Genomic DNA, 16,448 nt, shown 5'->3' with positions numbered 1-16,448 from the left:
TAAGTTTTTATTTCTCGCAAAGGCGAGAAGACGCAAACAAAGCGGTTCTAAACTTTGCGTCTTTGCGCCTTTGCGAGATCTAGATTTAGAAAAAGCGTAGCAAGAAATTCTTAACTTAAAGCTTTGCTCAATAACTATCGTTCTTAAATACTGTCTTTCAAAATAGAATGAACCAGTTCTTTAGTGGGTTTTTGATCTTTTAGTTTTTCTCTAACCACATCAAAAGTTACTTTAAAATCGCAACCCGATTTATAGTCGCTACAACCATAAGCGGTTTTTCCTTTTAGAACTGTTCCTTTTTGACATTTCGGACAGTCTAATGCATCCGGTATTGCTTTCACAGCTATTTTCTTCGGTTCTAATTTGAGTTTAAAATTTTCATCAAAGCGTAGCAAACCTTCTACAGAACCAGCATCGGTTTTAAAGTCTTTTAAATTTACGGTAGATCCTTTTTGAAGCAATCGCAAGTATTGGTTCTCTGATATTTTTTTCTCCAAAAAAGTATAGGGCAATACAAAAGTACAACCCACTTTATAATCGCCACATCCATAAGCGGATTTTCCTTTTATAAGCGTAGTTTTTTTGCATTTCGGACAGACCTCAGCCAAAATTCCTGCTACTTTCTTTTTCTCAACGGTAGCTACTTGTTTTTGAACGCTTCCTGCATGCGAAATATTGGCTCTAGTAGTTTCGCTTCGTACTTCATACACCAAGGCTTCTACCATGCGTTTCATATTGTTAATAAACGCAGCAGCGGTAAAGGTTCCTTTCTCAATATCTTTCAGCTGCTTTTCCCATGAACCCGTAAGTTCTGCCGACTTTATTAATTCATTTTGAATGGTGTCAATCAGCTGAATGCCTGTTGGCGTAGGCAATACTTGTTTTTTGTTTCGAACGATGTATTGACGTTTAAACAGCGTTTCAATAATATTGGCTCGCGTTGATGGACGTCCTATACCGTTTTCTTTCATCAATTCGCGTAAATCTTCATCATCTACCTGTTTACCAGCGGTTTCCATAGCGCGCAATAAAGTTGCTTCCGTAAACTGATTGGGTGGCTTGGTTTCTTTTTCTAAAAACGTGGGTTCGTGTGGGCCTTTTTCGCCTACAACAAAACTCGGTAAAATATCGGCTTCCTTTTCTCGGTTGCTGATCGTAGTCGAAGTATGGTTGTTGGTCTGAGTCGAAGAATGGTCGTTGGTCTGAGTCGAAGAATGGTTGCTGAGCGCAGTCGAAGCATCAAAAACGATTCGAAATCCTTTTTTCAAAATTTCTTTTCCAGTAGTTTTAAATAGTACATCGGCTGCTTTTCCAATCACAGTGGTATTGGCTACCAAACAATCGTCATAAAATACCGCAATAAAACGGCGTGTAATAATATCATACACTTGTTGCTGATTGTATTGCAAATTAGATTGCACTCCCGTTGGAATAATCGCATGGTGATCAGTTACTTTTTTATCATTGAAAACTTTAGGAGATTTTTTAATTTTCTTTCCTAAAAGTGGCTGCGTTAATAAAGCATAATTGGTTAAGTTTTGAAGAATACCGGCTACTTTTGGATAGATATCGTTTGGTAAAAACGTGGTATCAACTCTCGGATACGTGACTACTTTTTGTTCGTACAAAGTCTGAACAATTTTAAGGGTTTCATCTGCTGAGAACCCAAACTTTGTATTGCAATACACTTGTAAGCCGGTTAAATCAAACAGCTTGGGTGCAAACTCATTGCCGTTCTTTTTTTCGACAGAAACAATTTCAAAATCACTTTCTTTGACTTTATAGGCCAAAATTTCGCCATCTTCCTTTTTCAAAAAGCGTCCTTCTTCATAGCTGAAAAGTGTCTCTCTGTATAAGGTTTGCAATTCCCAATAGGGTTGAGGTTTGAAATTTTCAATAGCTGCGAATCGATCCACCACCATAGCCAGTGTAGGGGTTTGCACGCGACCAATAGACAATACTTGTTTGTACCCGCCATGTTTTACGGTGTACAAACGGGTGGCATTCATACCGAGTAACCAGTCGCCAATGGCTCTAGAAAAACCAGCATAGTATAAATTATCGTAGTTGGCGGATGGTTTTAGGTTTTCAAAACCTTCTTTGATGGCTTCGGTGGTTAAGGATGAAATCCATAAACGTTGTACCTCACCTTTATATTGGGCTTCATTCATGACCCAGCGCTGAATGAGTTCTCCTTCTTGTCCAGCATCCCCGCAGTTGATGACCAACTCGGCTTTGTCAAATAGACTTTTTACGATTCTGAATTGCTTTTGAATACCCGAATTTGGCACCACTTTGGTTTCAAATTTTTCAGGAAGCATGGGTAGGTTATTCAAATCCCAACTTTTCCAGTAGGGTTTGTAATCGTTTGGCTCTTTTAAAGTGCATAAATGCCCAAAGGTGTAGGTTACGATGTAGCCATTGCCTTCGTAATACCCGTCGTGTTTGGTATTGGCTCCCAAAACGGATGCGATTTCGCGTGCTACACTTGGTTTTTCGGCAATACAGACCTTCATTTTCTCCTTCTATTTTGAGGCCGCAAATTAGGAATTTAGAAATTGGTATTAAAGAGAAATTTTATAGAGTTATGAACGGGCTAGGTAAGTGGGATGAGGTATTATTTATCGACAAAGCCCTTCTGTCTTTCAACAAAAGGGCTATTGGTTTTAATAAATTTAGCTTTAAATCTATTTATTTTTTCTCTCTTTGGTAATAAGTTACAATACTTGCTTTAGCAATAGTATTCATCCATAGGTAATAACCAACAGTTGCAGGATTTGCAGTAGAGTCTAATCCTAATTTATCTGTTTTTAATGCGTAAACGGTTATTATATATTGATGTAAGCCGTGATTTTCAGGAGGACATGGTCCACCATAGCCAGCAACACCATAATTTGTAACACTTTGTATCGCTCCTTTGGGCGCAAGATTCAAAGTTAAAGTGCCTGCATTTGTAACTAATTCATTGCTACTACTTGGAATGTCAAATACCACCCAATGCCACCATCCACTGCCAGTTGGTGCATCTGGGTCATACATAGTAATTGCAAAACTTTTAGTGCCTTCTGGTGCATTTGCCCAAGATAATTGAGGCGATTGGTTTTTGCCTGTGCAACCAAAACCACCAAATTCTTCAGTTTTTGTCGCTTGTCCGCCCAAATCTTTGCTGCTTAAAGTAAATGTCTTTTGGGCAAAAATGGTACTTGTTGTAAATAACAAACAAAGTAATGCTACATTAATCTTTTTCATTTTTTAATTATTTTAAAATTTAGACTGCAAAGATAATTTAGCACAAAGCTTTTAGGGTACTCTAAAAAGTTCTAAAAGTGTTTGTAGAAGTTCATTTTTCTAGTTGAAATTGTTTTGGAGTTGTATTGTATTTTACTTTAAATGCTTGAGTGAAACTTGATAAACTTTCAAATCCAATTTCAGAATAAATATCAATGGGACGTTTCTTTTTAATGTTTAATAAGTAAACGGAATACTCTAATCTTTTTTCTTGAAACCATTTTATTGGGCTTGTCTGATAGTGTTGTTCAAAATTTCTCTTGAAAGTAGAAATGCTCATATTGCACAAAAAGGAAAGTTCTTGAATGGTCAAATTGTTCAATTTATTACTTTCAACTACTGCTGTAAAATGTCTGCTTTGACTGTCTTGGTAGGGAAGTATATTATTTAAAAATTCAGGACCATTTCTGTGTAATAAATAAGTTAATATTTCTTCAAATTTAGTTTGCAATAAGCTATTTTGAAGTGAATTATCATATTCTTTTATTTTAATTAAACTCTTGACAAAATGATGAATATAGTCATCATATTGGAATATCTCATACGGTTTAGAACTTGAATTAATCGTGTTTGGCAGTTTGTTTTTTTGCATTAACTTTAGCAGAATAGCATCATTAAAAAAAAATAATACGCTCCGATATACATTAGTTTCTGAAAGATTCTCGGTCATTAAACAATTTCCTGATTTAATTAACAAAAACGAGTCTTTGTTAATAATTGTTGGTTTGTCTTGTGTAATGAGTTCTTTTGTTCCTTCAAGCAAAAAACTAAAAACATTGGTATTCAACATAACCTTGTTCTTGATAGAAGAACTTGCCACTTGATAATCAAAAATCTGCACCTCACTTTTGGTGTCAATATTTAAATCATTAGGAAGATGCTGAATGTTCATTGGGTATCTTTAAATTGTGTCAATCTAAAACAAACCATCGCTTATACATCCGAGTTTACTTAGATTATAGCTATTTCGTAGTGTTTGTTATTTCATCAAATATATAAATTAATGCTCAAAATGTTGATGGGTATATTTGATTTAGTATCTTTTTTTTAGAATAACTTCCTTTGTTTCATGAGTTTTGCGAAAAAGAATACGGGTGGTTTTTTTTCGAACATTAATTACTTAGTCTCAGTAAGATGGAATTTCTCCTTTTCTATTTCAATGGATTTCTGTATGATTTCAGCAATTTTTTTGCTTTGTTTTAAGCAATTTTCATGTAACCCAATTCCGTTTGTGTAACCTCCAACAAAATAAATGTTATTTTTTCCTTGATGAAATTTGAGACTTTTTTGGGATTGTAACAAATCAAAATTGCAAATGTTTCGGCTAAATTCTTTTATTAAGGGCAATCCGTTCGTGTCTTTTAGGATAAATTGGTCTTCTATTTTTCGAAAAGGATTAACTGTTACAAAAAAATAATCATCTTCGCCATCGTTATTAATTCCACCATTAGATAAATTTTGATGTTCATTGCAATTATAGGTAATCGTGTAATTGTTGTTTTCAACTTCAGAAACATCCTTTACCAAGCAGTTGTATGCTGAAAAATGAGTTTTATTAACCGGTAAATATTTAGTGTCGCAATGTGCAACAGAGAGCATCTTTGCATATTTAATTTTAGAAAGTATTTGGTGTTGCTTCTCGGTAAGTATCTCAGAATAACGTTTGCACAAGTCGTCTGCGTGGCAAGCAAATATTATTTTATCAGCAAACACTTCTTTATCTGAAAAGTAAATCTTAAATCCTTTTTTTGTTTTTATAATCTTCGGAATTTCGGTCTTAATTATTTTTTGCGTAGGAATATGTTTAGAAAGATTTTCGATCCAGCTTCCTGAGCCATTTTTAAAATTGTATCGAATTGATAGAGGCATCTCATTGTATTTGAAGCCACATTGCATCGAAAAAAAACGCATTACAAAATATACCGGAAGATTTTCTAAACCATCAGGAGGAAAAAAAAACAAACCCTGAATCCGCGGATAGAGGTATAGATTAAGAAATTTACTAGAATATCCTTTTTCTTCAAAATATTCCTTTACGCTATGCCATTTGTAAGATTTTCTAAATAAAACTTCAACAGCTTCTTTCTTGAATTTACTAATGTTTTCTAACAATTCTACATCCTCTAATTCACTTTCTTTGAATAGAAAACTGCTTGCTGAAAAAAAGGTAGTATTCGCTTTTACCTGACCTGTAGAGGAATTAGTCTTCTCTATTAAGTTTGAAAGGATGCTATAGGTTCTTGGGTTAAAATCATTTACTGCCATATCTACACATTTTTCCTTATTGTTATGAATAACTTTTTGGGTATATGCATTTCCACCTAAACGATTTTCCTTCTCAAAAAGAATAAAATCAATGTTCTTTGCTTTTAGAAAAAAAGCTAAGGACAAGCCTGAAACTCCTCCTCCAATTATTGCTGTTTTCATATTTATTTACATTTTTACAGAATTATGTTTTGCTTCGGTTTGTTGTTTTGCAATGAAGGCTAACTTCTTGTTTGTTAGAATGTATGAGTGGGGGATTGGGCTGATTTTGGCTAAACGGCATAAGGGTTTTGTTTGTAACGTATTTACTGTGAGTGATTTAATAATCTTGTCAGTTAATGATTGACTGCCAATTTTGCGCTAGTTCAAAGTAATGACTCCTAGGAAAGATACCTGTCAGTCTGAGTGTTAATAGTACAGAAATTTGTAAAAAATATTCGGTTTATTGTTGCCACTTTAGCTTATCAGGGGGGATGATACAGCTCTGAATTTAATGATTTTAATTAATTCTTGATTTTAAAATCTGAATCTTTTCTAAGGGTAAGTCACTTAATGGTTAAAAAAAATGTTTAAGGACAATAAAGATAGTTATTTAATAAATGAGGGTCTAATTTTAATTAAAATTATTTGCAAAGATTTTTTTGTGGATTTACTCCCGCTCCGTAAAAGTCTCATTACGTTGCTTTTTTTTCTTGAAACTGAAAATTAGGATAAAAAACTTCTACTTTTTTTGTGAATATGTTTAATAATTGGATGGTTATCAAATTGTTAAAAAAAAACTACAAAGTAACAAAACGGTTATTTTGTAGTTTTTTTGTTTTAAGATGGAAATGAATTCTCTACTTTTTATTGGATTACACCAGTTTTTGGTTGAATGTATTCTTGCAATTTAGCACTAACATCTGCTGGGAAATTAAAAGCATTCGGCTGATTGTAAACTGTTGTATGTTGATAAGCTGCTTGATGAAAAAAAGGCTGGTTGATTTTAGACATCATTGGTATTATTACAGAGTCTAATGGTTGGTCATTTGGTGTTTTTGGTTTTCCATCAAATGTAAACTCTTTTCCATTATTTATTCGGGTATAATTTTTTAACTTTATAAGAAGAGAAATAGCTGCTATATCATTGGTTAATACAGGTGATAATTTTAAGTTTCCATATTCAGCTGAACTATATAATTTTGGTATTCTTTTTAAATCTCCTACGTTCCATGCATGAGGAACAATGTCGTAATTGTTGATGACTGAATGGTAGTTGTTCGCTAATTTTTCTTCGGCATATCTTGCCAATTCGGCATTTCCTGAGGTAGGACCAGCGCTAGGATAACAAGAAACGGTAAGATTAAAAAATTTATTAGTTTCTTTCATCTCAACCAATTTCAAAGCCACTAGCGGAGACAATGCACCACCCAAACTGTGGCCACAAGTTGCTATTTCAACATTTTTATTCAAATCTATGGTGCTTAAAAATTGTAATAGACTTTTATTATTGTCATTCATTTTTAATAAAATATCCAAACCATCTGAACTACCCTGTGAGATTTTAGCATTTGGAACACCCTTCCAATCTATCATTTTTAAAACTCGTCCATCTTCATCCTTCCATCCAAAACCTGAAATGGCATTAGTGCCTGCCACAGCTACTACATACAAGGTTTTGGTAGGGTCTTCTGGATCCTGAGATTTGGCAACATACATGGTGTTGTCAGTAACATATTGACCTAAATGTTTAGGATTAGGATTGGTTAAGGTTTTTTTTATGATAGAATTCTTCAAACAAGGTCCCCAAACCAGTTCCCAATTACCAATAAATTTGGTTAGTGTTGAATCTTTTAACGCGGCTGTTATTCTAGTTGTAGCTTTTTCTTGCAAAGCGGCTTCTGAAATTTCATAACCGTTCTGATTGCAATTAGACAATGTAGATAGTACCGCAATAACTTGTTGTTTTTTTGTGATATTCGCAACTTGTGGAATATCAATTTCTGTTGTGTTTTCCATTTTTTTTGTTTTTAAATTGATTGCTGTTCTTTATATAATTCTTAAACAAGTTTATAACAAAGAATTCAAAACAATTAAAAAGATGCTATAGGAAGTAAAAACGTTGTCACAAATACGTTAAAATGATTGATGAGATTTTACAGAAAGTATAGCAGGTTGTGCCTCTTGAGTCTCTTTTCTAAAATTCTTAAAGTTTATATCTAAATCTAAAGACACTACTATATTTTTAGTTCTTTGTAATTATACAAATGAATTTTAGTTTGATTTTTATAATTTTACAAAATGAAACAATCAGAAAGTATACAGGATTTTTACAATCGTAAAACTTGTTTAGAATCTTTAGACCTTGGGCAAAATAATTTTCAAACAGGTCATTTTAATGTTTTCAAAAGAGATGCGTGTTCTAGGATGACTCCATACAGTCGGCGTGATTTCTATAAAATCTCGCTTATTATTGGTACGGGTAAATTGCATTATGCTGATAAATGGATTTTGATTGATACCCCCGCACTTCTTTTTTCGAATCCTATTGTTCCCTATTCTTGGGAGGCCGAATCAGAAATGCAAGAGGGATGGTTTTGTTTGTTTACTGAGGATTTTGTACAAACTGCGGAACGAAAAAGTATTCTGCAAGAGTCCACTTTGTTTAGTATTGGAGGCAATCCTGTTTTTTTTGTGGATGCTCAGCAACAAGAAGAAATAGCGGCTATTTTTTGTAAAATGCAAGCTGAAATAGCTTCAGATTACCCACACAAATACAGTCTGTTACTTAATTACCTACATTTAATTATTCATCAGGGTATAAAAATGAAGCCAGCCGAAAGTTTCGAAAAACAAGCCAATGCCTCCTCTCGTATTGCGTCTCTGTTTGTAGAACTATTAGAAAGGCAGTTTCCGATAGATACCCCTGAAGCTGGACTGAAATTGAAAATGGCAAATGATTATGCCCGTAGTCTTTCTATACACCCTAACCACCTTAATCGAGCTGTAAAAGAAACGACTGGTAAAACAACAACAGCGCATATAGCGGCAAGAATAACACAAGAAGCCCAAGCTTTGCTACAGTACACAGATTGGAATATTGCCGAAGTGGCTTACAGTCTTGGTTTTGAAACTCCTGCTTATTTTAATAATTTTTTTAAAAAGAACACAGGTATTACACCGGGCGAAGCACGAAGCTTTATTGTTTGAATTTTATAAGTAACTGTTTGAATAGTGCAAACTGGTATCGTTCGTTGCGGGTATCTTTGTATCATCAAAAAAAAACAAATAGTATCTACATATGAAATCGCCATGACAAAAGCTGTCGCAATTGAAAATCATCGAATACCAAAACAAATATTAACCGATGAGATAAACAGCAATGAAGATCTGGCGATACCATATTCCTATGAAAAACAAATATTATCTACATATGAAATACAGAAACCTTGGAACAACAGGAGAAAAATTATCGGCTATCGGATTGGGGTGTATGGGTATGAGCTTCGCTTACGGGCCAGCTGATAATCAAGAAAGTATTGCAACACTACACAAAGCTCTGGATCTCGGTGTAAACTTTTGGGATACGGCTGATATGTACGGCAACGGAGAAAATGAGTCACTTCTTTCAAAAGTTTTAGTACCTAACCGTGATAAAATTTTTATTGCCACTAAGTTTGGCTTCCGATTTAAAAATGATATAGCTGGACCGAGTAGCGCCACAGGTACTTACTTTGATGGGTCTCCTGCATGGATGAAAATTGCAGTGGAGCAAAGTCTTAAACGCCTAAAAATAGATACAATAGATCTTTATTACGCTCATCGCGTTGATCCTAATATTCCTATTGAAGATACAGTTGGTGCTATGGCCGAATTGGTTAAAGAAGGTAAGGTTCGTTATTTGGGTTTGAGTGAAGCATCGCCTGAATCATTACGTAAAGCACATGCGATACATCCTATTGCTGCCCTTCAAAGTGAATATTCTTTATTATCCAGAGATGTCGAAAGCGAGATATTAAACACGGTTAGAGAACTGGGTATTTCGTTAGTTCCTTATTCGCCATTAGCGCGAGGACTTGTGACCAATACATTGGATATTAGTAAATTAGATACAACAGATTTTCGTAAAATATTACCTAGATATAGTGGCGAAAATTTTAAAAATAATCAAATGTTAGCAAAAGAGTTTGCCGAAATAGCGACTCATAAAAATGCTACTGCTGCTCAGCTTGCTCTAGCTTGGGTATTGGCACAAGGAGATAACATTATTCCAATACCAGGTACTAAAAAAAGAAGCTATTTAGAAGAAAATGCAGGAGCTGTAAACATAGACTTGTCGGTATCGGATTTGAAAGCTATTGAGGAACTACTTGCACGCTACCCTAATACAGGTGAGCGATATAATGAAGAATCCATGAAGATGGTTAATAATTAAAGATCGGTTTGAAAGATAAAAAAAACGAAATATTAAAAAATATTTTATGACTATCCGTTAAGCAGACCATGATTGATTTTTCTTGACACAGATTTCACAAATTAATTTGTGGAAATTTGTGAAATCTGTGTCAAATAAATACATTCAAGTTTTTACATTTATTTAATAATTCGTGTAATAATCTTATTGGTGTTAGTTGCGGACAGTCATAAAATATTTACCTAAGAAATAATAAAAATAATGAGAAATTTAGCATTAGTACTTGCCTTATTCTTTACTGTAAACAATTTTGTTATTGCACAGACAAAGAAACCTTTTTATTTGCAACAAAAATGGGAACTATCAGGGTTTGAAGCTCCTGAATGTATTATATTGGACAATGAAAATACTGTTTTATATGTTTCGAGTATGAACGGAACAGCAACTGATAAAGATAGAAATGGTTATATTTCAAGAGTATCTTTGGACGGAAAAATGATTGCCAAGGATTGGATTTCAGGACTTAATGCTCCAAAAGGAATGGGGATTTACAAAGGCAAATTATACGTTACTGATATCGATAAAATAGTAGAAATTGATATTAAAAAAGGTAAAATAATTCATGAATATACCGCCGAAGGAGCCACTTTTTTAAATGACATTGCTATCGATAAAAAGGGTAATGTGTATGCAAGCAATACCTTTGGACTTAGCGGTATTTACAAACTTTCAGACGGTAAAGTAGTCTTATGGATAAAAGACGAAAAATTAGATTTCCCCAACGGTTTGTTAATCGATAATGAAGAGCTATATCTTGCTTCTTGGGGAGACAAAATTCTTGGTAAATTAATGAAAGTATCCCTTTCTAACAAATCAATCCAAGAATTGAGTACCCCAATTGGAAATTTAGATGGATTGGTAAAAACAACCGGAGGTTATTTGATGAGTGATTGGTTGGCTGGAAAAATAGTATTCTGGTCGGCTTTAACTAAAGAAACAATCGAAATAACTGATTTACCAAAAGGAAGTGCAGATATTGAATTGGACCCAAAATCGAAAACTGTTTTTGTTCCCCAAATGAATGAAGGTAAAATAGTAGCCTATACTATTAAGAAATAGATTATTATAAATGAAAAATAAAGAAATCAAACAGTTACCAGAAAAAAATAAATTTATTGCCACTATTTTGGCCTTTGCATTAATACCATTATCAGGACTAACTACTGATATCTACTTGCCTTCAATGCCAAAAATGGGTATGGCACTTCACACCAGTGAAACCAATATTCAACTTACACTCATGCTTTTTTTGATTAGCTATGGTTTGGCTCAAATGGTGGTAGGCAGTTTGTTGGATGCCTTTGGCAGGTACCGTTTATCTTTGTTGGCATTATTTTTATTTGTTATCGCTAGTTTGGTAATAGCCACAACTAATGATATTTGGCTTATCTGTGCTATGCGTATTGTACATGGCATTTGTGTGGCTTTTATAGCTGTTGCCAAACGTACTTTTTTTGTCGATAGTTACGAAGGAGAAAAACAAAAAAATTATCTTAGTATTATGACCATTGTTTGGTCTACGGCACCTATTATTGCTCCTTTTATTGGAGGTTATTTAGAGCATACTTTCGGATGGCGTTCTAATTTTTATGCTTTGGCAGCTTATGGGTTTTTGATGCTTGTTTTAGAATTTATGTTTTCGGGTGAAACGCTGAAGAACAGAAAAGAAATACAGGTTAATGCCATAAAAAAGACCTATTCTGAAATGCTAATAAAAAAAGATTTCATATCGGGATTGACCCTATTGGGGGTGTCCTACGGCATAGTGATGTTTTATGGCTTAACGGGGCCTTTTATTCTTGAACATAAGTTGGGTTTCTCGGCAATTGTAACGGGATATATCTCTTTATCGCTGGGTTTTGCATGGATGACAGGTGGTTTTGTAGCTAAATGCCTAATGAATAAACCGCTTTCATCAAAATTGAGGGTAGCAAATTGCATACAGTTTGTTTTGGTTTTTATAATGATGCTTACAACTCCTTTTTTTAGCAATTTATTTACAATAACTATTTTTGCTTTTTTAATTCATGTTGCCGCCGGTTTTACTTTTAGTGTTTACTTCCCGTATTGCTTAAGCAGATTCCCTCAATATGCAGATACAGCTGGGGGACTAACAGGAGGAATAACTTTTGTTTTAACCTCTTTTTTTAGTTATGGTACAGCCTATTTTATTCAAGCGAAGACACAAATGGGACTAGGACAGGGATATTTATTACTGATTTTTATAGGTTTTGTGGTTTTATTGACCAATAGCTGGGATTCAAAGTCTGTAAAAAGTTTTAAAAATTGGTTCAATCTTCAAGAGTGGAAAACTAAAAAAATAAACGAATTCTAGTTGTTATATTTTAAAAAGAAGGAAGTGCGAATTGTACTAATTGATAGTGAGATTGCTTCGTTCCGATAATTATCGGAACTCGCAGGGATTTTGATTCTGGATTTGTATTACATGCTCAGCATGCGTGGCGAAGTCGGTTTTCGAAAGTTTTCGGAATCGCAGCGCTAGGGATTTTATGTGCGTTCGCTGAGTCTTTGCGAGTTCCGATAATTATCGGAACTCGCAGGGACTTTGATTCTGGATTTGTATTGCATGCTTAGCGTGCGTGGCGAAGGCGGGAGACTTCACAGAGCGGGTTGCAGCCGAGCGACAGCGAATAGACGAAGTAAATCTTCGCTATCGAACTGAAAGACATATCCTCGCGATCTTGGTTTTAATATTGTAAAAAACGAAAATCTATAATATACAACACAATAAAAAAACTATTATAATGTCGTTGCTATAAAGTGTAATACGCTGAAAAATAATAAATTACAATCATATTTCAAATACTAAATCAAGAAAAAGCAGTAACTTTAATATATGAACAAGCATCACAATATTATTATTGCCGGAGCCGGCGGAATTGCCGAAGCGGTTGGTTTGTTATTGATTGAATGGAGCGACGTGACTCCTAGTCTTTTTATTGGAAATAGAACGCACGATAAAGCCAAAAAAGTAGCTAAATGGATCACTGCAGGTGCAACGAAACCCTGCGACATTCAAGACTTTCATCTTCCCGAGGAAGGTCTTACTCCTGAAATGAAAGCAATATTCCAGAAAGCTGACATTCTCCTCGATTGCCTTCCAGGCAGTCAAGCTCCAAAAATGGCCCAGTTCGCCAAAGATTTTCAGATGCATTACGCGAACCTCACCGAATATGTTGCAGAAACCGAAGAAATAATGGCATTAGCTAAAAATGCTCAAACCGGTTTTCTGCTCCAGACCGGTCTGGCTCCTGGTTACATAGACTTGCTCGCCAATGGGCTTTTTCAGCAGTTTTGTAATGATTTTGGAGTCGATCAAGTGGACAAGTTGGAACTTAAAGTGGGTGCCCTGACCAATCATGCCGTTGCTCCTCATTATTATGGATTTACCTGGAGCCCCGTAGGTGTAGCTACCGAATACCTAAAAGACGCCATCGTGCTGCGGGATCTAAAAAAAACTACTCTGCCTTCCCTGTCGGAAAGAGCCACTATTATTATTGATGGCATTGCTTATGAAGAGGATCTTACCTCTGGTGGTGCCGCTGATTTACCTGATGCCTTATCGGGGAAAGTACGTACGCTCGATTACAAAACCTTGCGCCACCCGGGGCATTATGCCTGGGTACAAGAACAACTTACTACTTTAGGAAATACTCCTGACACCATTAAAAGCCTACAGGAAAAAATGGAAGCTGTAATACCTCATAATGAGGATGACCAAATTGTCTTGTATGCTGCAGTTGAGGGTAAAGATGCGACAGGAATTTTGCGCAGACGGGAGATCGCAAAGCGTATTTTTTCTCAAAAAGTTGGAAAACATCAATTGAGGGCCATTCAGACCACTACGGCAGCACCCTTAGTACAAGCAGCGCAGCTCCTGCTCGAAACCCCTCATGACGGGGTTATCCTGCAAAGCCAAATAGATCCAATACCCTTTTTAAACGGGAATTATATCCTACCTGTTTACGGAAAAGTGTAAATACTTAACCCAAACAGACAACTTTGCTGCGTACTACTAATTCTTTATTTTTAGCAGTATTATAAAATTATAACCTATGGATTGAAATCCGCGCTATCTAACTGAGAAGAGATATCCGCGCGATCGGGTTGTTTTATTTCGTTATTTTGACATAAGTCTGTAAACAATATAGGGTGCTATTGCAACCCAAATTGGGATAAGAATCCAAATTTGCCCTTCCGTAAAATTATAAGCATGTAATAGTTGTTTCCATGAATTCCCACGTAGTAATCCAAAACCAAACTCAAATGCCAAAGTTAAAAGTGTCCAAACAATTCCAATGGATAAAGCCTGTTTTTCAGAATTTGGCGGAAACCATTTTATAACTAAACAACAATAAAGCCCAATGAGTATAATTAAAGAAAATGTAGAGATTTGATGCGCAGCTAATTCATTAATGTATTTCTTATACCATAAATCTCTTGCAGTTCCATTTAGCACTGCAAGTAAAAGCATCGGAATCCAGCATAATAAGTATTTAAACATTTGAATTCGTATTAAATTATCGGGATTTTATATACGTTCGCTGAGTCTTTGCGAGGAACGAAGCAATCTCACTTGCTATATCCGTTCCAATGATTTGTTGGGTTTGCTTTTGATAGTGAGATTGCTTCGTTCCTACCATTGACGTTTTTTTAAAACTGATAAAAAACGTCATTTCATATTGCTTTTTTTAGAATAAAAATTCCATCTCGCAAAGACTTTGATTGTGGAATTGTAAATACTCAGCTTGTGTGCACGAGCCGGAGGCGTCGCGCTAGCGGAAAAGACGCTCAAACCAGCGGGGTACATAAAATCATGCTGTTCATTAGCGGTAGGATACATGTTATTTAATATTTTTACAATATCCATCCCCACGTCAGGATTTGCAAGTTTTACAAAAAGACAGACATGAATACATTCGTGCAAAACGGTTCCAGCAGATCATTCGCCCATAGGACAAATATCTGTAGGAGTAACTTCATACATGGTAATTGTATTGCTTTTTTTTTCTGTTAAATCTATCAAATAAATTACTCTAATTCTATTGATCATTCCATCGCGTATTTTACAAATTTCGTACTTTGAAAAAAAATCAATTCCTATTATTATATTTTTATTTTTCTTCAGAAAATCCTTCTTTACAACTTTTTTATCAGATATTTTTCTATAATCCATATCATTTCTACGTATATATTTAGAGTGATAAAAAATAATTTTCTCTCTAATTGTTGTTCCATTTCTGATTGAAAAATTATATTCTCTATCATTATACCCATTTTTTTCCGGTGGAAATATAAATTTATTTTCATTTGGGCCACCTGTATAGCGTACATATATTGTGTCTGATTTTTCAACTATGTCAAATTCTTGTCCATAAACATGGATAGTTGTTAATAAAACAATAAATTGAAGCCACATTTTTACATTTTTTTTCATAATTCTTTTAAATATCTGTGTCCTTGATTATTATATTCATGGAGAAAATCGTACATATTTGAATCTTTCGGAAAATCTTCTTTAAAGCAACTAGTTTCATCTAATCCTTTAAGGCTAAGATAACGATAATATTCATTCCAACTCCAAGGTGCAGAGGTTAATGGTGTCCTAGTTGGGTGCATAGTCAAACTTTCTACCTCACTTCTTGCAAATGGTGTCGTTACTGTTGCTAAATCTCTAATTTCTCCAAGCACCTTTTGCATAGTAGGTATCATCTTGGTGTACATAAAATCATGCTGTTCATTAGCGGTGGGATACATTTTATTGAGAATACCTGCTATATCCATTCCCACAGTAGGATTGTTTGCTTTTATAAAAAGATAGGCATGAATAGACTCGTGCAAAATAGTTTTGGCGTTTTCAATATTGGTTTGGCTTCTGCCTGTTCCAGCTATCAAGATTTGCTTGTTTATTTTTATAATGATATTTTTGGTAACTGGATCTTGGCTAGTAGTTGCATTTACTTCTTTTTTTGTGGGATCATTGTCTTCATATACATGCTCCGCAATTTCAAATTTCGCATTGAATCGATTGTTATTACCAAACAAACCAACAAAAAGTTTTTGGTACTCGGGTGATTTTGTTAAAGAGAGATAAATCGAATTAAATTTTGCTCCTTCGGGTGTTAAAGCATTAATTGCGGTTCTATCAATATTGTAAGGCGATTTGAAAGAAGAACTTATGTCTATTTTTAAACCAGGATTAAGTATCATTTGATCAATAATTTCTACAGCAAACCTTTTTGCTTCCTCCATATCATTATTGGCTAATTCTTGTGCTTTAAGAAAATCCCAAAGCGGATTGACAATACTACGATTGTTATTTAACCAATAAAACTCCCCTTTTTCAAGATTTAGCTCTTTCTCAAGTACTCGGAGTCTAAGTGATAAATTTGCAAATCCTATAAATCCTTCGGGCAGCAAT

At 34.7% G+C, this 16,448-nt stretch carries 13 protein-coding genes; 5 read left to right on the top strand and 8 right to left on the bottom strand.

Annotated features, from left to right (window positions below; translation table 11 throughout):
- Positions 1 to 143: 143 nt before the first annotated feature.
- From FNW52_RS17050 to FNW52_RS17030, 5 genes are all read right to left on the bottom strand, one after another.
- Positions 144 to 2,516, bottom strand: a complete 2,373-nt coding sequence (locus FNW52_RS17050; protein ID WP_143378689.1) for a type IA DNA topoisomerase — start codon at positions 2,514 to 2,516, stop codon at positions 144 to 146.
- A 175-nt stretch (positions 2,517 to 2,691) separates the two neighbouring features.
- Complete coding sequence (locus FNW52_RS17045; RefSeq protein ID WP_143378688.1) at positions 2,692 to 3,249, bottom strand: YbhB/YbcL family Raf kinase inhibitor-like protein; 558 nt, start codon at positions 3,247 to 3,249, stop codon at positions 2,692 to 2,694.
- 91 nt (positions 3,250 to 3,340) lie between these two features.
- Complete coding sequence (locus tag FNW52_RS17040) at positions 3,341 to 4,180, bottom strand: AraC family transcriptional regulator (protein ID WP_143378687.1); 840 nt, start codon at positions 4,178 to 4,180, stop codon at positions 3,341 to 3,343.
- Positions 4,181 to 4,404: 224 nt separating this feature from the next.
- Entirely contained in the window at positions 4,405 to 5,715 is a 1,311-nt protein-coding gene (locus FNW52_RS17035) for an NAD(P)-binding protein (protein ID WP_143378686.1), read from the bottom strand.
- 684 nt (positions 5,716 to 6,399) lie between these two features.
- Positions 6,400 to 7,551, bottom strand: coding sequence for a lipase family protein (locus tag FNW52_RS17030; protein WP_143378685.1), 1,152 nt, complete (start codon positions 7,549 to 7,551; stop codon positions 6,400 to 6,402).
- 282 nt (positions 7,552 to 7,833) lie between these two features.
- Between FNW52_RS17030 and FNW52_RS17025 the strand changes: the two genes are divergently transcribed.
- The 5 genes from FNW52_RS17025 to FNW52_RS17005 all read left to right on the top strand — a co-directional run bounded on the left by FNW52_RS17025 (position 7,834) and on the right by FNW52_RS17005 (position 14,006).
- The gene (locus FNW52_RS17025; RefSeq protein WP_143378684.1) at positions 7,834 to 8,742 is read left to right on the top strand and encodes an AraC family transcriptional regulator; all 909 of its coding nucleotides are present in this window, start codon (positions 7,834 to 7,836) and stop codon (positions 8,740 to 8,742) included.
- Between the two features lie 223 nt (positions 8,743 to 8,965).
- On the top strand, positions 8,966 to 9,967 hold the full coding sequence (locus tag FNW52_RS17020) for an aldo/keto reductase (RefSeq protein WP_143378738.1): 1,002 nt from the start codon (positions 8,966 to 8,968) through the stop codon (positions 9,965 to 9,967).
- A gap of 240 nt (positions 9,968 to 10,207) precedes the next feature.
- A complete protein-coding gene (locus tag FNW52_RS17015; protein ID WP_143378683.1) occupies positions 10,208 to 11,065 on the top strand; it encodes an SMP-30/gluconolactonase/LRE family protein in 858 nt (285 codons plus the stop codon).
- Positions 11,066 to 11,075: 10 nt separating this feature from the next.
- Positions 11,076 to 12,341 (top strand): MFS transporter, encoded by a 1,266-nt coding sequence (locus tag FNW52_RS17010; protein WP_143378682.1) that lies wholly within the window; start codon positions 11,076 to 11,078, stop codon positions 12,339 to 12,341.
- A 522-nt stretch (positions 12,342 to 12,863) separates the two neighbouring features.
- Complete coding sequence (locus tag FNW52_RS17005) at positions 12,864 to 14,006, top strand: saccharopine dehydrogenase family protein (RefSeq protein WP_143378681.1); 1,143 nt, start codon at positions 12,864 to 12,866, stop codon at positions 14,004 to 14,006.
- A 141-nt stretch (positions 14,007 to 14,147) separates the two neighbouring features.
- Here FNW52_RS17005 and FNW52_RS17000 read toward each other — a convergent pair whose 3' ends face one another.
- From FNW52_RS17000 to FNW52_RS20885, 3 genes are all read right to left on the bottom strand, one after another.
- Entirely contained in the window at positions 14,148 to 14,531 is a 384-nt protein-coding gene (locus FNW52_RS17000) for a hypothetical protein (RefSeq protein WP_143378680.1), read from the bottom strand.
- Positions 14,532 to 14,969: 438 nt separating this feature from the next.
- Positions 14,970 to 15,464: a hypothetical protein gene (locus FNW52_RS16995; RefSeq protein WP_143378679.1), complete on the bottom strand. Its 495-nt coding sequence runs from the start codon at positions 15,462 to 15,464 to the stop codon at positions 14,970 to 14,972.
- On the bottom strand, positions 15,461 to 16,448 hold a 988-nt coding region (locus tag FNW52_RS20885; RefSeq protein WP_185966024.1), incomplete at its 5' end, for a hypothetical protein. The genes FNW52_RS20885 and FNW52_RS16995, both read right to left, overlap by 4 nt.

It is taken from the genome of Flavobacterium sp. ZT3R18, assembly GCF_007097385.1.
Classification (GTDB): Bacteria; Bacteroidota; Bacteroidia; order Flavobacteriales; family Flavobacteriaceae; genus Flavobacterium.
The sequence above is the reverse complement of the archived record's forward strand: the minus strand, read 5'-3'. Positions and strand labels throughout refer to the sequence as shown.